Annotated in this window: 19 protein-coding genes; 1 reads left to right on the top strand and 18 read right to left on the bottom strand. The window is 70.4% G+C overall.

From position 1 onward, the window contains the following. Positions 1 to 5 precede the first annotated feature (5 nt). From P696_RS0123340 to P696_RS0123260, 17 genes are all read right to left on the bottom strand, one after another. On the bottom strand, positions 6 to 1,574 hold the full coding sequence (locus P696_RS0123340; protein ID WP_026414234.1) for an NADH-quinone oxidoreductase subunit M: 1,569 nt from the start codon (positions 1,572 to 1,574) through the stop codon (positions 6 to 8). Beyond that, positions 1,571 to 3,484 (bottom strand): NADH-quinone oxidoreductase subunit L, encoded by a 1,914-nt coding sequence (gene nuoL, locus P696_RS0123335; protein WP_026414233.1) that lies wholly within the window; start codon positions 3,482 to 3,484, stop codon positions 1,571 to 1,573. Before nuoL ends, P696_RS0123340 begins: the two co-directional genes overlap by 4 nt. A gap of 13 nt (positions 3,485 to 3,497) precedes the next feature. Continuing rightward, positions 3,498 to 3,797: an NADH-quinone oxidoreductase subunit NuoK gene (gene nuoK, locus P696_RS0123330; protein ID WP_026414232.1), complete on the bottom strand. Its 300-nt coding sequence runs from the start codon at positions 3,795 to 3,797 to the stop codon at positions 3,498 to 3,500. Next, positions 3,794 to 4,726 (bottom strand): NADH-quinone oxidoreductase subunit J, encoded by a 933-nt coding sequence (locus P696_RS47540; RefSeq protein ID WP_051468036.1) that lies wholly within the window; start codon positions 4,724 to 4,726, stop codon positions 3,794 to 3,796. The genes nuoK and P696_RS47540 overlap by 4 nt, the downstream gene beginning before the upstream one ends. Then, a complete protein-coding gene (gene nuoI, locus P696_RS0123320; protein WP_026414231.1) occupies positions 4,723 to 5,256 on the bottom strand; it encodes an NADH-quinone oxidoreductase subunit NuoI in 534 nt (177 codons plus the stop codon). Before nuoI ends, P696_RS47540 begins: the two co-directional genes overlap by 4 nt. Further along, positions 5,243 to 6,598, bottom strand: coding sequence for an NADH-quinone oxidoreductase subunit NuoH (nuoH, locus tag P696_RS0123315; RefSeq protein ID WP_026414230.1), 1,356 nt, complete (start codon positions 6,596 to 6,598; stop codon positions 5,243 to 5,245). The genes nuoI and nuoH overlap by 14 nt, the downstream gene beginning before the upstream one ends. Then, positions 6,595 to 9,024, bottom strand: coding sequence for an NADH-quinone oxidoreductase subunit G (locus P696_RS0123310; RefSeq protein ID WP_026414229.1), 2,430 nt, complete (start codon positions 9,022 to 9,024; stop codon positions 6,595 to 6,597). The genes nuoH and P696_RS0123310 overlap by 4 nt, the downstream gene beginning before the upstream one ends. Next, a complete protein-coding gene (nuoF, locus tag P696_RS0123305) occupies positions 9,021 to 10,322 on the bottom strand; it encodes an NADH-quinone oxidoreductase subunit NuoF (protein WP_026414228.1) in 1,302 nt (433 codons plus the stop codon). The genes P696_RS0123310 and nuoF overlap by 4 nt, the downstream gene beginning before the upstream one ends. Continuing rightward, on the bottom strand, positions 10,319 to 11,071 hold the full coding sequence (gene nuoE, locus P696_RS0123300; RefSeq protein ID WP_245627779.1) for an NADH-quinone oxidoreductase subunit NuoE: 753 nt from the start codon (positions 11,069 to 11,071) through the stop codon (positions 10,319 to 10,321). The genes nuoF and nuoE overlap by 4 nt, the downstream gene beginning before the upstream one ends. Then, positions 11,068 to 12,423: an NADH-quinone oxidoreductase subunit D gene (locus tag P696_RS0123295; protein WP_026414226.1), complete on the bottom strand. Its 1,356-nt coding sequence runs from the start codon at positions 12,421 to 12,423 to the stop codon at positions 11,068 to 11,070. The genes nuoE and P696_RS0123295 overlap by 4 nt, the downstream gene beginning before the upstream one ends. After that, entirely contained in the window at positions 12,420 to 13,166 is a 747-nt protein-coding gene (locus tag P696_RS0123290; protein ID WP_026414225.1) for an NADH-quinone oxidoreductase subunit C, read from the bottom strand. Before P696_RS0123290 ends, P696_RS0123295 begins: the two co-directional genes overlap by 4 nt. Further along, positions 13,166 to 13,711 carry a NuoB/complex I 20 kDa subunit family protein gene (locus P696_RS0123285; protein ID WP_026414224.1) on the bottom strand — a complete coding sequence of 182 codons (546 nt, stop codon included), beginning with the start codon at positions 13,709 to 13,711 and terminating at the stop codon, positions 13,166 to 13,168. Before P696_RS0123285 ends, P696_RS0123290 begins: the two co-directional genes overlap by 1 nt. Continuing rightward, the gene (locus P696_RS0123280; protein WP_026414223.1) at positions 13,712 to 14,071 is read right to left on the bottom strand and encodes an NADH-quinone oxidoreductase subunit A; all 360 of its coding nucleotides are present in this window, start codon (positions 14,069 to 14,071) and stop codon (positions 13,712 to 13,714) included. Between the two features lie 163 nt (positions 14,072 to 14,234). Further along, a complete protein-coding gene (locus tag P696_RS0123275) occupies positions 14,235 to 15,491 on the bottom strand; it encodes a geranylgeranyl reductase family protein (protein WP_026414222.1) in 1,257 nt (418 codons plus the stop codon). Between the two features lie 136 nt (positions 15,492 to 15,627). Further along, positions 15,628 to 16,329, bottom strand: coding sequence for a demethylmenaquinone methyltransferase (locus P696_RS0123270; protein ID WP_026414221.1), 702 nt, complete (start codon positions 16,327 to 16,329; stop codon positions 15,628 to 15,630). A gap of 500 nt (positions 16,330 to 16,829) precedes the next feature. Further along, positions 16,830 to 17,072 carry a DUF4229 domain-containing protein gene (locus P696_RS47535; protein WP_034486325.1) on the bottom strand — a complete coding sequence of 81 codons (243 nt, stop codon included), beginning with the start codon at positions 17,070 to 17,072 and terminating at the stop codon, positions 16,830 to 16,832. 83 nt (positions 17,073 to 17,155) lie between these two features. Next, positions 17,156 to 18,124 (bottom strand): threonine ammonia-lyase, encoded by a 969-nt coding sequence (locus P696_RS0123260; protein WP_026414220.1) that lies wholly within the window; start codon positions 18,122 to 18,124, stop codon positions 17,156 to 17,158. Between the two features lie 255 nt (positions 18,125 to 18,379). Here P696_RS0123260 and P696_RS0123255 point away from each other — a divergent pair, with 255 nt between their 5' ends. Continuing rightward, entirely contained in the window at positions 18,380 to 18,586 is a 207-nt protein-coding gene (locus P696_RS0123255) for a BldC family transcriptional regulator (protein WP_026414219.1), read from the top strand. A 1,089-nt stretch (positions 18,587 to 19,675) separates the two neighbouring features. On the opposite strand, the gene P696_RS0123250 is transcribed toward P696_RS0123255, so the two are convergent. After that, positions 19,676 to 19,924, bottom strand: a complete 249-nt coding sequence (locus P696_RS0123250; RefSeq protein ID WP_026414218.1) for a hypothetical protein — start codon at positions 19,922 to 19,924, stop codon at positions 19,676 to 19,678. Positions 19,925 to 19,968 lie beyond the last annotated feature (44 nt).

Genomic DNA, 19,968 nt, shown 5'->3' with positions numbered 1-19,968 from the left:
CACACTCACGGCCGGGCTCCGTTCTCGGCGACGTTACCGGTGATCTTCGGGGCCGGGTCGTGGACCTCCACCCGGGCCAGCCCCTCCTTGACGGAGGGGTTGATGGCCTTGAGCACCGGCTGGGGGAACAGGCCCATCGCCACGATGATCGCGATGATCGGGGCGACCGCGACCTTCTCCCGCAGGGAGAGGTCGGGCATGCCCTTGACCTCCTCGCGGGCGGGGCCGCCCATGGTCCGCTGGTAGGTCCACAGGATGTAGATCGCGGCGAGCACGATCCCGGACGCGGCGAGCACGGCCGGGAGCCGGTGCCTGCTGAACGTGCCGATGAGCACCATCAGCTCGGACACGAAGGTCGACAGACCCGGCAGCGACAGCCCGGACAGGCCCGCCACCAGGAACGTCCCGGCGAGCACCGGGGCGACCTTCTGCACACCGCCGAACGCGTCGATCCGCGCCGAGTTCCGCCGCGAGATCATGAAGCCGACCAGCAGGAACAGCGCGCCGGTGGAGAACCCGTGGTTCACCATGTACAGCGTCGCGCCGGACTGGCCCTGCGAGGTCATGGCGAAGATGCCGAGCACGATGAACCCGAAGTGCGACACCGAGGTGTAGGCCACCAGCCGCTTCAGGTCGACCTGCCCGATCGCCAGGACCGCGCCGTACACGATGCTGACCACCGCGAACGCGAGGACGACCGGGGTCGCCCACTTGGCCGCGCCGGGGAACAGCTCCAGGCAGAACCGGAGCATCCCGTAGGTGCCGACCTTGTCGAGCACGCCCACGACGAGCACCAGCGCGCCCGCCGGGGACTGCGCCGCGGCGTCCGGCAGCCAGGTGTGGACGGGCACCATCGGCGCCTTGATCGCGAACGCGACGAAGAAGCCGAGGAACAGCCACTTGGCCGTCATGCCGTCCACGTGCATCTTGTTCAGCTCTTCGAACATGAACGTGCCGTGGCCGAGCTTCTCCTGCGACAGCGGGTAGAGCCAGACGACGGCGACGAGCATGAGCAGCCCGCCGAACAGCGAGTACAGCAGGAACTTCACGGCCGCGTAGGACCGCTGCGGACCGCCGTAGGACCCGATGATGAAGTACACCGGGATGAGCATCGCCTCGAAGAAGACGTAGAAGAGGAAGACGTCGGTCGCCGCGAAGACGCCGACCATCATCGCCTCGAGCGCCAGGATCAGCGCGAAGTAGATCTTCGCCGAGCGCTTCGGCGGAGCGGCGTCGGTGCCGCCGGAGCGGCCCGCCTCGTCCCAGGACGCGATGATCACGAGCGGGACGAGGATCACCGACAGCAGGACGAGCACGAGCGCGACGCCGTCGACGCCGACCGCCCAGTGCACGCCGAACTGCTTGATCCACCAGTACTTCTCGGTGAACTGGAACCGGTCGCCGCCGACCTTGAACGCGGTCGTCATCACGATCGCCAGGACGGCCTCGACCAGCGAGATCCCGAGCGCGGCCCGCTTGGCCAGCGACTCGTTCTCGCGCGGCAGCAGCCCCACCAGCAGCGCGCCGACGGCGGGCAGCGCGATGAGGACGGTCAGCCAGGGGAAGTCGGTCATGAGACGTTCACCACCAGGAGGGCGGCGACCACGATCGCCGCGCCGAGGTACATCGAGAGGGCGTAGGAGCGGGCGAACCCGGTCTGGACCCTGCGGATCCGTCCGGACGTTCCGCCGACGCCGGCGGCGATGCCGTTCACCGCTCCGTCCACGCCGCGGTTGTCGAACCAGACGGCGAGCCGGGTCAGCCACTGGCCGGGCCGCATCAGCAGCGACTCGTTGATGGCGTCACCGTAGAGGTCGCGGCGAGCGGCCCGGGTGAGGAACGACCCGGCGGGGGCCTCGACCGGAACCGGCCGCGCCCCGTACTGCCGCCACGCGATCGCGACACCGGCGAGCATCAGGACGAAGGTCGCGATGCCCGGGGCGGTGAACGGGTTGAAGCCGTGCTCCTCCGACTCGCCGACCACGGGGGCCAGGAAGTCGGAGAACCCGCCGAGGACGAGGAACCCGCCCGCGAACACCGACCCGAAGGCCAGCAGGATCAGCGGGATCGTCATCACCTTGGGCGACTCGTGCGGGTGGACGTCCTCCTGCCAGCGCTTCTCGCCGAAGAACGTCATGAACATCACGCGCGACATGTAGTAGGCCGTGACGCCCGCGCCCACCAGGGCGCAGGTGCCGAGGATCGCCCCCGACGTCCCGCCCTTGTTGTAGGCCGCCTCGATGATCCCGTCCTTGGTGAAGAAGCCGGAGAACGGCGGGCACCCGATGATCGCGAGGTACCCGAGCCCGAACGTCCCGTAGGTGACGTACATGAGCTTGCGCAGGGCGCCGTAGTGCCGCATGTTCACGTCGTCGCCGGTCGCGTGCATGACCGATCCGGCGCCGAGGAACAGGCCCGCCTTGAAGAAGCCGTGCGCGATGAGGTGCGCGATGGCGAGGGCGTAGCCCGCCTTGCCGAGCCCGGCGGCGAGGGTCATGTAGCCGATCTGCGACATCGTCGAGCCGGCCAGCGCCTTCTTGATGTCGTCCTTGCCGCACCCGATGATCGCACCGGCGATCAGCGTGGCCGCGCCGACGATGGTCACGACGAGCTGGGCGTCCGGCGACATCTCGAAGATCGGGGCCGACCGGACGATCAGGTAGACGCCCGCGGTGACCATGGTCGCCGCGTGGATCAGCGCCGACACCGGGGTCGGGCCCTCCATCGCGTCCAGCAGCCACGACTGCAGCGGGAGCTGCGCCGACTTGCCGCACGCGCCGAGCAGGAGCAGGAGCCCGAGCGCGGTCGCGACGCCGGACGACAGCTTCGCCGCCAGGCCCAGGTGCTCGGTGCCGGTGCCGAGGATCGTGGTGAAGTCGACCGAGTTGAACGTGGCGAACATCAGCATGATCGCGGTGACCAGGCCGAGGTCGCCGACGCGGTTCACCACGAACGCCTTCTTCGCGGCGACCGCGGCGGTCGGCTTGAACTGCCAGAACCCGATCAGCAGGTAGGACGCGAGACCCACGCCCTCCCAGCCGAGGAACAGCACGACGTAGTTCGCGCCGAGCACCAGCAGGAGCATCGCCGCGACGAACAGGTTGAGGTAGGCGAAGAACCTCCGCCGGTCCTCGTCATGGGCCATGTAGCCGATGGAGTAGATGTGGATCAGCGAGCCGACGCCCGTGATCAGCAGCACGAAGCTGATCGACAGCGGGTCGACCAGCAGGTCCATCCCGACGTGCAGCGAGCCGACGTCGAAGAAGTTCCACAGGTGCAGCGTGCGGCGCCGCTCGGCGTCGTCGTAGCCGAGCATCTGGACGAACATCCCGGCGCCGACGACGAACGACGCGAGCGACATCGCGACGCCGAGGAGATGTCCCCACCTGTCGGTGCGGCGTCCTCCGAGCAGGAGGACCGCCGCCCCGAGCAGCGGGAACGCGATGAGCAACCAGGCCGCGGCCTGGATCCCTTCCGCTTTCACTGGCCGCGGCCCCCTAGTACTTCAGCAGGTTCGCGTCGTCGACCGACGAGGACCTGCGGGTCCGGAAGATGGTCATGATGATGGCGAGGCCGACCACGACCTCGGCCGCCGCCACGACCATCACGAAGAACGCGATGATCTGGCCGTCGAGGTTCCCGTGCATCCGGGAGAACGACACGAACGTCAGGTTGCAGGCGTTGAGCATGAGCTCCACGCACATGAACACCACGATCGCGTTGCGGCGCACGAGCACGCCGATCGCGCCGATGGTGAACAGGATCGCCGACAGCGCCAGGTAGTGTCCCGGGCTCACTTCTCACCCTCCTCGGTCTCGGCGACGGCGCCGGCCTCGGAGTCGGCGGTCTCGGTCACCGTGCGGACGGCCCGGACGTCCTTGTCCAGGGCCTGCCGCTCGGTCTGCCCGTGCAGGTCGGTGTGCCGGTGCGCGGTGTCGGTCCGGGCCGAGATGACCGGGTTGACCGACAGCTCGGACGGCGTGCCGTCCGGCAGGAGCGCGGGCATGTCGACCGCGTTGTGGCGGGCGTAGGTGCCGGGTCCGGGCAGCGGGCCCGGGTGGGCGCCGGTCTGGCCGCCCCGGCGGAACCGCTCGACCGACAGCGACCGCTGGGTCGGCTTCGGCGTGGTGCGCTCGCGGTGCGCCAGCACCATCGCGCCGAGCGCCGCCGTGATGAGCAGGGCGCTGGTCGCCTCGAACGCGAACACGTACTTGCCGAACAGCAGGTACGCCAGGCCGCGGATGTTGCCGCCGTGCTCGGCGTTGGCCGCCTTGAGCCCGGTCGAGTCGCCGAGCGCGGCGTTGGCGAAGCCGGTGCCGAGCAGGGCGAGGAACCCGACGCCGCTGATCGCGGCCCAGAGCCGCTGCCCGCGTAGCGTCTCCACCAGCGAGTCGGTGGACGAGACGCCGACCAGCATCAGGACGAACAGGAACAGCATCAGCACCGCGCCGGTGTAGACGATGACCTGCACGAACGCCAGGAACGGCGCGTCCTGGATCGCGTAGAGCGCGGCCAGCGACAGCATCACGGTCGCCAGCAGCATCGCCGAGTGCACCGCCTTCCGCATGAAGATCATGCCGAGCGCCGCGGCGACCGACACGATCGCCAGGAGCCAGAAGAAGAACGGCTCGCCCGACTGCTTGTCGGCGACGGTGCCCGCGAGCACGTGCGCCGTGCCCGCGTGCCCCGCCAGGGCGTGGCCCGCGAGGGCGTGGGCGGTGGTCATTTCCTCTCACCGCCTTCCTCGGGCTGTAGGCCGAGGCGGTAGTAGTCCTCCTCGGAGTCGCCCAGCCGCATCGCGTGCGGCGGGCTCTCCATGCCCTCGCGCAGCGGCGCGAGCAGCATGTCCTTGGTGTAGATGAGCGACTCGCGGCTGTCGTCGGCGAGCTCGTACTCGTTGGTCATCGTGAGCGCCCGGGTCGGGCACGCCTCGATGCAGAGCCCGCACAGGATGCAGCGCAGATAGTTGATCTGGTAGATCCGGCCGTACCGCTCACCGGGCGAGTAGCGCTCGTCCTCGGTGTTGTCGGCGCCCTCCACGAAGATGGCGTCGGCGGGACACGCCCAGGCGCACAGCTCGCACCCGATGCACTTCTCCAGGCCGTCCGGCCAGCGGTTCAGCTGGTGGCGTCCGTGGAAGCGCGGGGCCGTCGGCTTCTTCACCTCGGGGTACTGGACGGTCTCGCTCTTGGTGAACATCTGGTGGAACGAGACCCCGAACCCCTTCACCGGGTTCAGGAAGTCAGTGAGTCCCACTGCTGACCTCCTCACGAGAGGTTTCGGTGATGCGCGGCCGCGGCACGTCGCGGTGGCCGTGGTAGTGCGGGGCGTCCATCGGCGGGACGGGATAGCCGCCCGCGTCCGGATGGTCGGGTGCGGGCGGGGGCTGGGCCACGTCCGCGGCGCCGCCGCCGTTCCGGGTGAACTCCCAGACGAAGGTCAGCAGGATCACGACGATCGCGATCCCGGCGATCGTCGCCATCACGCCCGTGGCGTTGTGGCCCTCGTTCTTCCACACCCGGATGGTCGCGACCAGCAGGATCCAGCCGATCGAGAAGGGCATCAGCACCTTCCACCCGAGCTTCATCAGCTGGTCGTAGCGGACGCGGGGCAGCGAGCCGCGCAGCCAGATGAAGAAGAAGATGAACAGCCAGAGCTTGACCATGAACCACAGCACCGGCCACCAGCCGGAGTTCGCGCCGGCCCACACGGTGGAGATCGGCGCGGGGGCGCGCCAGCCGCCGAGGAACAGGGTCGTGCACAGCGCCGACAGCGTCGCCAGGTTGATGTACTCGGCGAGGAAGAACATCGCGAACTTCAGCGACGAGTACTCGGTGTGGAAGCCGCCGACCAGCTCGCCCTCGCCCTCGGGCAGGTCGAACGGGATGCGGTTCGACTCGCCCATCATCGTGATCACGTAGACCACGAAGGACGGGAAGAGCAGCACCGCGTACCAGGTGTTGGCCTGCGCGTTGACGATCTCGGTCGTGGACATCGACCCGGCGAACAGGAACACCGCGACGAACGACAGCCCCATCGCGATCTCGTAGGAGATCACCTGCGCGGACGAGCGGAGCCCGCCGAGCAGCGAGTAGGGCGACATCGACGACCAGCCCGCCAGGACGATGCCGTAGACGCCCATCGAGGACATCGCGAGCACCAGCAGCACCGCGACCGGCAGGTCGGTGCCCTGCAGCGCGGTGTGGTGCCCGAAGATCGACACGGTCGGGCCGAACGGGATGATGGCGAACGAGATGAACGCGGGCACCGCCGACATGACCGGCGCGAGGACGAAGACGACCTTGTCCACGTTCCGGGGGACGATGTCCTCCTTCAGCGCCAGCTTCACGCCGTCCGCGAGGCCCTGGAGCAGGCCGAACGGGCCGGTCCGGTTCGGGCCGACGCGCAGCTGCATGCGGCCGATGACGCGCCGCTCGACCCACATCGACATCAGGACGGTCAGGACCAGGAAGACGAAGATCGCGAGGACCTTGCCCCCGATCAGCCACCACGGGTCCTTGCCGAAGGTGGACAGGGTCGGGTCGGCGGGCGCCGGACCCGCCAGCACCGCCGCTCCCGCCGAACTCACCAGACTCATCGGGAGCCTCCGATCGAGACGATGTCCCCGGCCGCCGCGCCCAGGTCGGCGTGCAGCGCGACCGGGGCGGAGTTGGCCGGGAGCCACACGACCCGGTCGGGCATGCCGGGCGTGATCAGCAGCGGCAGCGTGACCTCGCCGCGCGGGCCGCGCACCGTGAGCTCGCCGTCCGCGCCGGCCTCCTCGGCCGTCGCCGGGGACACCCGGGCGACGGCGTCGCGGGCCGTGCCGGCGAGGTAGGGCTCGCCGTCCTGCAGCGTGCCGCGGTCGAGCAGCAGCCGCCAGCTGGCCACGATCGCCTCGCCCGGACCGGGCTGCGGCAGGACGCCGATCGCGACCGACGGCGCGGGCTGCCGCTCGCCGCGGAACGCGCCGAGCCCGGTCAGCTCGCGGCGCGCCGCGTCCGAGTCGGGCAGGCCGAGGTGGACGTCCATCTCGTTCGCCAGCGCGTCGATGACCCGCAGGTCGGACATCTTCCCGGCGGTCTTCAGGACGGTCTCGAACGGACGGCCGCGGCCCTCCCAGTCGACGAACGTCCCGGACTTCTCGGCGACCGCGGCGACTGGGAGCACGACGTCCGCGCGGTCGGTGACCGCGCTGACCCGCTGCTCCAGGCTCACCACGAACGGCGTGCGGTCGAGCGCCGCGAGCGCCGCCTCGGGGTCGGGCAGGTCGTACGGGTCGAACCCGCCGACCAGCAGCGCCCCGCGCTCACCCGCCGCCGCGGACGCCAGGATCCCGGCGGTGTCGCGGCCCGGCGTCGCGGGCAGGTCCGCGACGCCCCAGGCGCGGGCGGTCTCGGCGCGGGCGTCCGGATCGAACACCGGACGGCCGATCGGCAGCAGCCCGGGCAGCGCCCCGGCCTCCACCGCGCCCCGCTCGCCCGCGCGGCGCGGCACCCAGGCCAGGCCCGCGCCGGTGGCGTGCGCCAGCCGGACGGCCGCGGACAGCGCGCCCGGGCTCGTCGCCAGCCGCTCGCCGACCAGGATCACCGCGCCCGGCTTCTCCAGCAGCTCGCGGACCTCGGCGTTCTCGCCCGCGACCAGGCCGCCGAGCACCTCCGCCTCAGCGCCGGGAACGGCCGGAAGCAGCGTCCCGCCGGTCTTCTTCAGGCCGCGGGTCTCGAACGGCGCGACCGCGACGACCTTCTGGCCCTTCTTGCGGAACGCCTTGCGCAGCCGCAGGAAGACGATCGGGGACTCCTCCTCGGGCTCGAACCCGGCCAGGAGCACCGCCGGGGCGTTCTCCAGGGCGGAGTACGACACCTCGATCGGACGGCCCGCGACGCCGAAGGCCAGGAACTCGGCCTCCTCGGCGCTGTGCGGACGGGCCCGGAAGTCGATGTCGTTCGTGCCGAGCGCGATCCGGGCGAACTTGCTGTAGGCGTAGGAGTCCTCCAGCGTGAGCCGTCCGCCCGTCAGGACACCGGCGTTGCCTCGTGCGCGCGCGAGGCCGCGAGCGGCCACCGTCAGCGCCTCGGGCCAGGACGCGACCTCCAGCTCACCCTTCTCGTTCCGGACGAGCGGGTGCGTGAGCCGGTCGGGCTGGGTGGCGTAGGTGAACGCCCACCGGCCCTTGTCGCAGTTCCACTCCTCGTTCACCTGCGGGTCGTCCCCGGCGAGGCGGCGGGTGACCTTGCCGCGCCGGTGGTCGGTGCGCAGCGCGCAGCCGGACGCGCAGTGCTCGCACGCGGACGGCGTGGACACCAGGTCGAACGGCCGCGACCGGAACCGGTAGGCCGCGCCGGTCAGCGCGCCGACCGGGCAGATCTGCACGGTGTTGCCCGAGAAGTAGGACTGGAACGGGTTGTCGGTGGCCGTTCCGACCTGCTCCTTCGCGCCGCGCTCGAACAGGTCGATGAACGCGTCCCCGGCGATCTGGTCGGAGAACCGCGTGCAGCGCGCGCACTGGATGCAGCGCTCGCGGTCGAGCAGCACCTCGGTCGACAGCGGGATCGGCTTGGGGAAGGTCCGCTTGGCCTCGGTGAACCGGGTCTCGCCGCGCCCGTTGGACATCGCCTGGTTCTGCAGGGGGCACTCGCCGCCCTTGTCGCAGATCGGGCAGTCCAGCGGGTGGTTGATCAGCAGCAGCTCCATCACGCCGTGCTGCGCCTTGTCGGCGACCGGCGAGGTCAGCTGCGTCTTGACGACCATCCCCGGCATGACCGTGGTGGTGCAGGACGCCTGCGGCTTCGGCATGCCGCGCCCGTTGCCCGCGTCCGGGATCTCCACCAGGCACTGGCGGCAGGCCCCGATCGGGTCGAGCAGCGGATGGTCGCAGAACCGCGGGATCTGGATGCCGAGCAGCTCCGCCGCCCGGATGATCAGCGTGCCCTTGGGGACGCTGATCTCGAAACCGTCGATGGTGCAGGTCACCATCTCGACCTGCTGCCGCTCGACGGTGCTCTTCTCGTCGGCGACGGTCATACCGCAGCACCTCCCCACAGGGTGGACTTGGCCGGGTCGAACGGGCAGCCGCCCTGCTCGAAGTGGCGGATGTACTCGTCCCGGAAGAGCTTGATCGAGGACACGACCGGGCTGGTCGCGCCGTCGCCGAGCGCGCAGAACGAGCGGCCGAGGATGTTGTCGGACAGGTCCAGCAGGGTGTCCAGGTCCTCCTCGGAGCCCTGGCCCGCCTCCAGCCGCTTGAGCAGCTGCTTGTACCAGTACGTCCCCTCGCGGCACGGGGTGCACTTGCCGCACGACTCATGCGCGTAGAACTCCGACCACCGCAGGACGGCCCGCACCACGCAGACCGTGTCGTCGAAGATCTGCAGCGCCCGGGTGCCGAGCATCGACCCGGCCGCGCCGACCGACTCGAAGTCGAGCGGGACGTCCAGGTGCTCGTCGGTGAACAGGGGCGTGGACGAACCGCCCGGCGTCCAGAACTTCAGCCGCCGGCCGCCGCGCATGCCGCCCGCCATGTCGAGCAGCTCGCGCAGGGTGATCCCGAGCGGGGCCTCGTACTGTCCCGGCCTGGTCACGTGCCCGGACAGCGAGAAGATGCCGAACCCGGCGGACTTCTCGGTGCCCATCGAGGTGAACCAGTCGGCGCCGTTCGCCACGATCGAGGGAACGGACGCGATGGACTCGACGTTGTTGATGACGGTGGGACCGCCGTAGAGTCCCGCGACCGCCGGGAAGGGGGGCTTGAGCCTGGGCTGACCCCGGTATCCCTCCAGGGAGTCGAGAAGGGCCGTCTCCTCGCCGCAGATGTACGCCCCGGCGCCGGTGTGCACGACCAGTTCCAGGTCGTAGCCCGAGCCGAGGATGTTCTCGCCCAGGTACCCGGCGGCGTAGGCGTCCCGTACCGCCTGCTGCAGACGCCTGATGACGTGCAGCACCTCACCGCGCACGTAGATGAACGCGTGGTTGGACTTGATCGCGTACGAGCTGATGATGACGCCCTCGACGAGGACGTGCGGGTTCGCCATCATCAACGGGATGTCCTTGCACGTGCCCGGCTCGGACTCGTCCGCGTTCACCACCAGGTAGCGCGGGTTCGGGCTGTCCGCGGGCAGGAAGCCCCACTTCATGCCGGTGGGGAAGCCCGCGCCGCCGCGTCCGCGGAGGCCGGAGTCCTTCACCGTCTGCACGATCGCGTCCGGTTCCATGGCGAGGGCCGTGCGCAGCGCGGAGTAGCCGCCGTCGCGCTCGTACCCGGCCAGCGTGAACGAGTCGGGCTGGTCCCAGTTCTTGGTGAGGATGGGAGTCAGCGTGGTCATTTCTCTCCCCCCTCGGCGGCGTCGTCCGGCCCCGCGGCAGGCTTGGCACCCGGCTCCGGGGCCGTCCAGCCGCGCTCGCGCGCGAGGTCGAGCCCGCGCAGCGACTCGGTCCCAGCCTGGACGCCCTCGTGGGCCAGACCGTCGTCGAAACCGGCCAGCACGCGGCTGGCCTCCTTCCACGTGGCGAGCCGGTTCGGCCCGCGCGAAGGAAGCACTTCCTTACCGGCGCGGAGGTCGTCGACCAGACGCTTGGCCCTCTCGGGCGTCATGTTGTCGAAGAACTCCCAGTTCACCGTCATGACGGGCGCGAAGTCACAGGCCGCGTTGCACTCGATGCGCTCGAGCGAGACCTTGCCGTCCTCGGTCGCCTGGTCGTGCCCGACGCCCACGTGGTCGCTCAGCTCGGACCAGATCTGGTCGCCGCCCATCACCGCGCACAGCGTGTTGATGCAGACGCCGACGTGGTACTCGCCGACCGGCTCGCGCTTGTACTGGGTGTAGAACGTCGCGACCCCGGTGACCTGCGCCGGCGTGATGCCGAGCGTGTCCGCGCAGAACGCGATCCCGCGCCCGGTGACGTGGCCGTCCACCGACTGCACCAGGTGCAGCATCGGCAGCAGCGCGGAGCGGGGCTGGGGATAGCGCGCCAGGATGTCCTTGGCGTCCCGGTCCAGCCGCTCCCGGGTCTCCGGGTCGTACGGCTCGGTGTTGCGGAACGGCGGCTCCAGCTTGAGCAGCTGCTCGCTCAACGGTCCACACCTCCCATCACGGGGTCGATCGAGGCGACCGCGGCGATGACGTCGGCGATCATGCCGCCCTCGGCCATCGCGGGCGCCGCCTGCAGGTTGGTGAACGACGGGTCGCGGAAGTGCACCCGGTAGGGACGCGTCCCGCCGTCGCTGACCAGGTGCGCGCCGAGCTCGCCGCGCGGCGACTCGACCGGCGCGTAGACCTGCCCGGCCGGGACGCGGAAGCCCTCGGTCACCAGCTTGAAGTGGTGGATCAGCGCCTCCATGGAGGTGCCCATGATGTGCGCGATGTGCCGGGGCGAGTTGCCCATGCCGTCCGCGCCGATCGCGAGCTGCGCCGGCCAGCCGATCTTCTTGTCCTCGACCATCACCGGGCCCTTGACCGTCTGGAGCCGCTCGACGCACTGCTCCACGATCTTCAGCGACTCCTCCATCTCCCTCATCCGGACCAGGTAGCGGCCGTAGACGTCGCAGGTGGTCTCGGTGGCCACCTCGAAGTCGTAGGTCTCGTAACCGCAGTACGGCTGGGACTTGCGCAGGTCCCAGGGGATGCCGGTGGAGCGCAGCATCGGGCCGGTGATGCCGAGCGCGGTGCAGCCCGTCAGGTCCAGGTACGCGATGTCCTTGGTGCGCGCCTTGTAGACGGGGTTGTCGTCCATCAGCTTGCGCATCGCCTTCAGCCGCTTCGGCATCCGGTCGAGGTAGTCGCGCAGCTTGCTCATCGCGCCGGACGGCAGGTCCTGCGCGACGCCGCCCGGACGGACGTAGGCCATGTTCATCCGCAGGCCGCTGATCTCCTCGAACAGGTCGAGGGTGTACTCACGCTCGATGAAGCCGTTCAGCATGACGGTCGTCGCGCCGAGCTCCAGGCCGAACGTGGCGATCGCGACCAGGTGCGAGGAGATCCGGTTGAGCTCCATCATCATCACGCGGATGATCGAGGCCCGCTCGGGGATCTGGTCGGTGATGCCGAGCAGCTTCTCCACGCCGAGGCTGTACGCCGTCTCGTTGAAGATCGGCGCGAGGTAGTCCATCCGGGTGACGAACGTGGTGCCCTGCGTCCAGGTGCGGAACTCCATGTTCTTCTCGATGCCGGTGTGCAGGTAGCCGATGCCCAGGCGGCACTCGTCGACCGTCTCACCGTCGAGCGTCAGGATCAGCCGGAGCACGCCGTGCGTGGACGGGTGCTGCGGGCCCATGTTCACCACGAGCCGCTCGTCGCCGGCGTCCCGGGCGTCGGAGACCACCTGGTCCCAGTCCTGCCCGTTGACGTCGTAGACGCGGCCCTCGGCGGCCTCCTCGGCGGCGGCCGTGTACGCGTCGTACTCGGTGTACTTGGTGGAGGGGCTCATGTGTACGACCTCCGCTGGTCGGGCGGCGGGATCTCGGCGCCGCGGTACTCGACGGGGATGCCGCCGAGCGGGTAGTCCTTGCGCTGCGGGTGCCCGACCCAGTCGTCCGGCATCATGATCCGGGTCAGCGCCGGATGGCCGTCGAACACGATCCCGAAGAAGTCGAAGGTCTCGCGCTCGTGCCAGTCGTTGGTCGGGTACAGCCGGACCAGCGACGGGATGTGGGGGTCGGCGTCCGGGCACGACACGTCCAGCCGGACGCGCCGGTTGTGCGTGATCGACAGCATCGGGTAGACCGCGTGCAGCTCGGCGCCCTCGTCTTTCGGGTAGTGCACGCCGCTCACGCCCATGCACATCTCGAACCGCAGGTCCGGCGCGTCCCGGAGGGTGGTCGCGACCTCGACCAGGTGCTCGCGCCGCACGTGCAGGGTCAGCTCGCCGCGGTGGACGACGATCCGCTCGACCGCGTCGCCGAAGGTCGGCAGCAGCCGCTCCAGCGTGTCGGCGACCTCGTCGAACTCGCCGGGGTCGGCGGCGCCCTCGGGCCCGCCGAACGGACGCGGCGAGGACACCTTCGGCGCCTGCCGGACGACGAGTCCGCCGTACCCGGAGGTGTCGCCGCTGCCCTGGATGCCGAACATGCCCATCCGGGCGACGGGCTGCTCGACCCGCTCCTCCTCGCGGTGCGCGGGAAGGCGGTCGGCGGCCTGCTCGGCCTGCTGCTCGGGGTTCTGGCTGCTCATCAGGCCCCCTGTCCCAGCAGCGGAAGCTGACGACGCTTGATCTCTTCCAGCTCGGCGATCTGCTTGGCGCGCTGCGGCCCGAGCTTGGTGTTCTGGATCTTGTCGTGCAGCTTCAGGATCGCGTCCAGCAGCATCTCCGGCCGCGGCGGGCAGCCGGGCAGGTAGATGTCCACCGGGACGATGTGGTCCACGCCCTGGATGATCGCGTAGTTGTTGAACATGCCGCCGGACGAGGCGCACACGCCCATCGCGATGACCCACTTGGGCTCGGTCATCTGGTCGTAGATCTGGCGCAGCACCGGCGCCATCTTCTGGCTCACCCGGCCCGCGACGATCATCAGGTCGGCCTGCCGCGGCGTCGCCGAGGCGCGCTCCATCCCCCACCGGGAGAAGTCGTGCCGGGGGTCGCCGGCCGCCATCATCTCGATCGCGCAGCAGGCGAGACCGAAGGTGGCGGGCCACACCGAACTCTTGCGCGCCCAGCCGGCGACCTGTTCGACGGTCGTCAGCAGGAAGCCGCTGGGGAGCTTCTCTTCAAGACCCATTTAGTCCCACTCCAGACCACCGCGCCGCCAGATGTAGGCGTACGCCACCAGCACGGTGAGGATGAAAAGGACCATCTCCACAAGACCGAAAACCCCCAGGCTGTCGAAGGTGACGGCCCAGGGGTAAAGGAAGATGATCTCAATGTCGAAGACGATGAACAGCATCGCCGTCAGGTAGTACTTGACGGGGAAACGGCCCCCGCCGACCGGCTGCGGGGTCGGCTCGATCCCGCACTCGTAGGCGTCCAGGCGCGCCCGGTTCCAACGCTTCGGCCCCGTCATCGAGGCCATCAACACCGAACCCGCGGCGAACGCGAACGCCAGAACCCCCAACACGATGATCGGGATATAGAGGTCCACGGAGTCCTACTTCCTCTCCTCGGGGCGTACGACGCTGTACGGGCGGGGTCTCCGCGCACGCGGAGCCCACGCCTCGACGACGCCCCGCCTGTGACTGCGGTCACAAGGCCGGGTCGTCGTCCTGTCCAAGGTGATCAATAGCACTCCCCTCCGGGGGTCGGGGTTAAGCGGCGGGCGCCACCCTCTGCATGGCGTTGATGATCCGGTCGAACGCGTCGCCGCCCTTGGGGTCGGTGAGGTTCGCCAGAAGCTTGAGGGTGAAGCGCATCAGCGTCGGATGCGGCAGGCCGTGCGCGGTGAGGAACTTCATCACCCGCGGGTCACCGATGGCCTGCACGAACACCCGCGCGAGCGTGAAGTAGCCGCCGTGCTCGTCCTTGAGGACGCGTGGGTACTCGTAGAGGGTCCGCTCGCGCTGCGCCGGGGTTCGCCGGGCGAGCGCCTGGACCATGATCTCGGCGGCCAGCCGGCCGGACTCCAGGGCGTAGTCGATGCCCTCGCCGTTGAACGGGTTGATCATCCCGCCGGCGTCGCCGACCAGCAGCATGCCGCGCGCGTAGTGCGGCTGCCGGTTGAAGCCCATGGGGAGCGCCGCGCCGCGGATCGGGCCGGTCGCGTGCTCCTCGTCGAACTGCCACTCGGGCGGCATCTGGGACGTCCAGCCCTTGAGCATGCCGCGGTAGTCGACGTTCTGGAACGACTTGGAGGTGTTGAGCAGGCCGAGGCCGACGTTGGCCGTGCCGTCGGCGAGGGGGAAGACCCAGCCGTAGCCGGGGAGCAGGCGCTGCCCGTCCCACAGCTCGAGCCATGCCTCCATGTACTCGTCGGTGGACCGGGGCGACTCGTAGTAGCGCCGGACGGCCACGCCCATCGGGCGGTCGCTGCGGCGCTCGAGGCCCATGGCCACGCTGAGCCGGGTCGAGTTGCCGTCGGCGGCGACCACGAGCGGGGCGTGGAAGGTGATCTCCTCGCCCTTGTGCTTGGCGGTCACGCCGGTGATGCGGTCGGTGCGCTCGTCGATGATGGGGCCGGTGACGTTGCAGCCCTCGATCAGCTCGGCTCCCGCGGACGCGGCGTGCCGGGCGAGCAGCTCGTCCAGGTCCATGCGGGAGCGGACGAGGCCGAAGTCGGGGAAGCTGGCCAGCTCGGGCCAGGGGAGCTCGATGCGGGTGCCGCCGCCGTAGATGCGCAGGCCCTTGTTGCGGCTCCAGCCGGGGGCGTCGATGTCGACGCCCATCGAGATCAGGGCCCTGACCGCGCGCGGGGTCAGCCCGTCGCCGCAGATCTTGTCGCGCGGGAACGTCGCCTTCTCCAGCAGGAACACGGACAGGCCGGCGCGCGCCAGCCAGTAGGCGGTGGACGACCCGGCGGGTCCGGCCCCGACGACGATGACGTCCGCGTGTCGGGTGGAGTCGGTCACAGCGTTCCTCTTACTTCGTTCGCTTGTGAAGTACTTCACAAGAATCCGATGGGGAGTCTATTCCTTTGGAGCCGCTTGTGGCTAACTCTGCGCCTACCTGGTTTTGGACCGGTGCAAACCGCCACGAGCGGACGGGTCAGCCCGGGTTGACGGCGTGGTGCATCGCCGCGACCCCGAAGGTCAGGTTCTTCCACCGGACCTTCGTCCACCCGGCGGACTGCACGATCCCCGCCAGGGCAGCCTGATCCGGCCACGCCAGCGTGGAATCGGCGAGATAGGTGTAGCTGTCCGGATTCGAGGACACCCGGGCCAGGAGGGGCAGCCCGATCTTGAGGTGCGCCTTGTGCCCGGCGTCCAGCAGCCGGTTCGGAGGGTGACTGACCTCACACACCAGAAGCCGTCCGCCCGGCTTGGCGACCCGCCGCATCTCGCGCAGCGCCGCCTCGGTGTCCTGGACGTTCCGGAGGCCGAACGAGATCGTCACGACGTCGAACGAGCCGTCCTCGAAGGGCAGCCTCATCGCGTCGCCCGCCACGAAGGCGAGGTTGGCGACCCCGGCCTGCCGCTCGCGTCCGACGCGGAGCATGCCGAGCGAGAAGTCGCAGGCGACGGTCTCGGCCCCGCCGTCGGCGAACGGCACCGAGGACGTGCCCGTCCCGGCGGCCAGGTCGAGCACCCGCTCCCCCGGCCGGGCGGCCACGGCACGCACGACCTCCCGCCGCCACCACCGTTCCATTCCGCCGGTCATCAGCGTGTTGAGCAGGTCGTACCGGTCGGCGGTCCGGTCGAACATGGCCGCCACGTCGGCGGGCTTCTTGTCGAGATTGGCGCGGGTCATACCTCCAGCCTAGGAGGCCGCCCGGGAACGCATGCGAACGGTCCACGGCCACCGCGGTGGAACCGCCGTCCGAGGCCCACCGAACACGCCTCCAGACGAGCTTCCCGAGCGGCGTCCAGACATGCGAAAGCCCCCACGAACGAGCGTGGGGGCCGGGGTTCCGCGGGCCGGAAAGACCAATCCGCTGCGCCTCAGGAGGCCGATCAGCCGCGGTTCAGGAGGCCGATCCGCCGCGGTTCAGGAGGTCGCCCCTCCGCGCCGCACCCCCGGGAAGTCAGCGCCTCCGGCAGCGAGTGGGAGGTCAGCGCCTTCGCGCCGCACGCTCGGAAGGTCGGTGCCTCCGGCAGTGAGCGGGAAGACTGTGCGCCCCTCCGCAGGGCGGAACAACGGCGCGTACCGCCGCGGGGGCGGGAAGGAGAGCGCGTCCCATGGCAGGGCAGGAAGGACAGCGGGTCCTGCCGCGGGCCGGGGTGGGAGCGCCGCGCGGTACGAGCTGGAGGTCAGTCCTCCTTGACGCGGGACTCCTCGAGCTTGGTCTTCTTGTCGCGGACGCTGTTGGCGATCGTCGCCGACATCGCGTCCCGCTGGGTCGACAGCAGCACGTAGCTGATGACGCCGCTGAGGACGAGGGCGCCGAGCAGCAGGAACAGCGGCGCCTTGCGCATGGGCGTCAGCCAGAGGACGGCGGTCGTGGCGACGAAGATCCCCAGGCGGGCGGAGGTGTAGAACAGAACGGAACGCATGGCGGTTCCAGGCTACTCCCGCTCTCCCGATGACCTGGTCCGCCCCTCCCGGACGGTCCTGTCCGGTCTCTCTCGTGGCGCGGTCAGGCCTGGCGGAGGACGTCCAGGAAGAGGGCCGGATCGACGTTCCCGCCGCTCAGCACGGCCACGGCCGTCCGCGTGGGCGGCAGGAACGGGCGGCGGTACAGGTAGGCGGCAGCCGCGACCGCGCCACCGGGCTCGGCGATGAGACGGGACTCACGCGCGATCCGGCGCATGGTCAGCCTGATCTGGTCCTCCGAGACGGTCACGATGTCGTCCACCAGCTCGTGGATGTGCGCGTAGGTGAGGTCGCCGAGCCGCTGGACACGCAGCGCGTCGGCGATGGTGCGCCCGGTGTCCTCGGCGGCCCACTGGACGGGATGCCCGGTGCGCAGCGACTCGCGGGCGTCGGCGGCGAGCTCCGGCTCGACGCCGATGACCTTGGCGTCCGGGTGGAGCGCCTTGACCGCGACCGCGACGCCGGAGACCAGTCCGCCGCCCGAGACGGGCACGAGGACGAGGTCGACGTCCGGCTCGTCCCGGACGATCTCCAGCCCGACCGTGCCCTGCCCGGCGATCACGCGCGGGTCGTCGAACGGCGGGACGAGCGTGAAGCCGTGGGCGGCGGCGAGCTTGTCGGCAGTCTCGACGCGGGCCTCGATCGTCGGCTCGACGTACACGATCTCCGCGCCGAGCGCCATGCAGGCGTCCACCTTCACGCCCGGCGTCGTGTGCGGGATGACCAGCACGCAGCGGATGCCGAGGGCGCGGGCCGTCCACGCGACGGCCTGGGCGTGGTTGCCGCTGGAGTGCGCGACGACGCCCCTGGCGCGTTCGTCCTCGGGAAGTCCGGCGATGGTCGCGTAGGCGCCGCGCAGTTTGAACGCGCCGACGGGCTGGAGCGATTCGGCCTTCAGCAGCAGCCGTTCTCCGTCGGGCGTCGGGAACGGCACGAGCGGGGTGCGGACGGCGGTTCCGGCGAGCAGTCCGGCCGCGTGCTCGACGTCCGCGAGGGTCACCAGTGCGGGCATGGAAGCGAGGTTATTCGCTCACGATCGGCGCGCGATAACGGACCGCCCGGCGCCGGTCACGGCCGGGGCACGAGGGACCGATGGTGGGCACGGTGTCCGTTGTGTCCAAAACCATGTTTACGGTCGGTGATCTGGGCAGCTCGCCAAACTACGCAGCGTGATGTTTTGCGAAAACAAGGGAGAAATCGGTCTTGCTCCGCCACACTAGGAAACAGTCCACCCGCGCCGAGAGCGGGACAAAGGGGGAGAGAGAACGTGGAGAGCACCAGCGAGCGCCTGCTGACCCCCGGAGAGGTCGCCGCGCTCTTCAGGGTTGATCCCAAGACGGTCACCCGATGGGCCGCTGCGGGCCGCATCAGCAGCATTCGGACGCCGGGAGGCCACCGCCGCTTCCGCGAGTCCGAGGTGCACGCGCTGCTTCGCGGAGACGAACCGGTCGCAGAGCACTCGGTCGTCCGCTGACGGGACCCGCCCGCGCCCTTCCGGCGCGGTCGGCCCCGCCGCCGCCTTTCCGGCACCGCCGCCCCGGCACACCCCGCCGGTAGCAGGCGGTTTCCTGTTTTGCGCACCCGTTCGCGGGTGCCGGAACGAACACGTTGACGACGCGCGGGCGTCCCGCCGAGTCCGCGCGTCGTCGACCTTCCGGCTCACGCCCGCCGCCTCCGTCCGAGGTCCGAGGTCCCGCGTCAGTGCCGACGCCCGTGGCCCTCACCATTCCCACATCTCACGGTTTGTACCGTTCCCGCGGCCACGGATCACACGGATCTCGCGTCGCTAGCATTTCCCGCGCCCCACCGATTTCACCACCCTTAACACACGACATCAACGGATTTCGCGTTCTCCGTCCACACGGCTCCCTCTTTCCGCGCTACCCCTTCTCCCCTCTCGGACTCCCGCCTCGGGCTCGCGGAAATCGCACAGCTCCCGACCGCCGCCGTTCAAGTGCGGAATGCACGCAGATGGCCGTGCTCACACCAGGACGGTCCTCACGCGCCGACGGCACTCGCGCGGCCCGTCGCGGAATGGGGCCCAGTGCAGGGCGGTGGCCTGTCGCGGAACGGGGCCCGGCGCAGGGCGGGGACCTGTCGCGGAGCGGAGGCCCGGCGCAGGGCGTGGCCTGTCGCGGGCGCGCCTGTCGCGGGCGTGCCTGTCGCGGGGCGGGGGCCTGTCGCGGGGCGGGGCCAGGCGCGGGGCGGGGGCCTGTCGCGGGGCGGGGGCCTGTCGCGGGGCGGGGCCAGGCGCGGGGCGGGGCCTGTCGCGGGGCGGTGGCCTGTCGCGGGGCGGTGGCCTGTTGCGGGGCGGTGGCCTGTTGCGGAACGAGGGTCTGTCGCAAGGCGGGGACCTGTCGCAAGGCGGGGACCTGTCGCGGAACGGGGGCCCGGAGCAGGCTAGGAGCCTGTCGCGAGGCGGGGCCAGGCGCGAGGCGGGGCCAGGCGCGGGGCGGTGGCCTGTCACGGGCGGGCCTGTCGCGAGGCGGGGGCTGGCGCGGAGCGGGGGTCTGTCGAGAGGCGGGGGTCTGTCTAGAGGCGGGGCCCGGCGGGTGAGGCGGGGTCAGGAGTCCTGTTCGTGTTTCCAGGCTTCGAAGGCGGCCTGGAGGTCGGCGTCGCCTTCGCGCCAGGAGCGGCGGCGGTCCTCGAGTTCGTCCTCGGTGAGGGACTGGGCGCGGAGGCGGTCGTAGTCGGGGTCGTCCGGGCCGATCTCCACGTACGCGTCGGCGATGACCCGTCCGTCGTCACCGCCGTCGAGCAGGACGCCGTGCGGCACCCTGAGCGTGCCGTCGGGGAGCCGGATCACGTACATCGGGAATCACCTTCGCTGGCTTGTCTTCCGTTGGCGGAGGGTCA

This window comes from Actinomadura oligospora ATCC 43269 (assembly GCF_000518265.1).
GTDB lineage: Bacteria > Actinomycetota > Actinomycetes > Streptosporangiales > Streptosporangiaceae > Spirillospora > Spirillospora oligospora.
Note: the sequence above shows the minus strand (reverse complement) of the source record. Positions and strands in the feature narration are given on the sequence as shown.

Bases quoted from the DNA above. Each gene is read 5' to 3' on its own strand.
- P696_RS0123340 (WP_026414234.1), bottom strand. From the start codon at position 1,574: ATGACCGACTTCCCCTGGCTGACCGTCCTCATCGCGCTGCCCGCCGTC.
- P696_RS47540 (WP_051468036.1), bottom strand. From the start codon at position 4,726: ATGACCACCGCCCACGCCCTCGCGGGCCACGCCCTGGCGGGGCACGCG.
- nuoH (WP_026414230.1), bottom strand. From the start codon at position 6,598: ATGAGTCTGGTGAGTTCGGCGGGAGCGGCGGTGCTGGCGGGTCCGGCG.
- P696_RS0123310 (WP_026414229.1), bottom strand. From the start codon at position 9,024: ATGACCGTCGCCGACGAGAAGAGCACCGTCGAGCGGCAGCAGGTCGAG.
- nuoF (WP_026414228.1), bottom strand. From the start codon at position 10,322: ATGACCACGCTGACTCCCATCCTCACCAAGAACTGGGACCAGCCCGAC.
- P696_RS0123295 (WP_026414226.1), bottom strand. From the start codon at position 12,423: ATGAGCCCCTCCACCAAGTACACCGAGTACGACGCGTACACGGCCGCC.
- P696_RS0123290 (WP_026414225.1), bottom strand. From the start codon at position 13,166: ATGAGCAGCCAGAACCCCGAGCAGCAGGCCGAGCAGGCCGCCGACCGC.
- P696_RS0123285 (WP_026414224.1), bottom strand. From the start codon at position 13,711: ATGGGTCTTGAAGAGAAGCTCCCCAGCGGCTTCCTGCTGACGACCGTC.
- P696_RS0123270 (WP_026414221.1), bottom strand. From the start codon at position 16,329: ATGACCCGCGCCAATCTCGACAAGAAGCCCGCCGACGTGGCGGCCATG.
- P696_RS47535 (WP_034486325.1), bottom strand. From the start codon at position 17,072: ATGCGTTCCGTTCTGTTCTACACCTCCGCCCGCCTGGGGATCTTCGTC.
- P696_RS0123260 (WP_026414220.1), bottom strand. From the start codon at position 18,124: ATGCCCGCACTGGTGACCCTCGCGGACGTCGAGCACGCGGCCGGACTG.
- P696_RS0123250 (WP_026414218.1), bottom strand. From the start codon at position 19,924: ATGTACGTGATCCGGCTCCCCGACGGCACGCTCAGGGTGCCGCACGGC.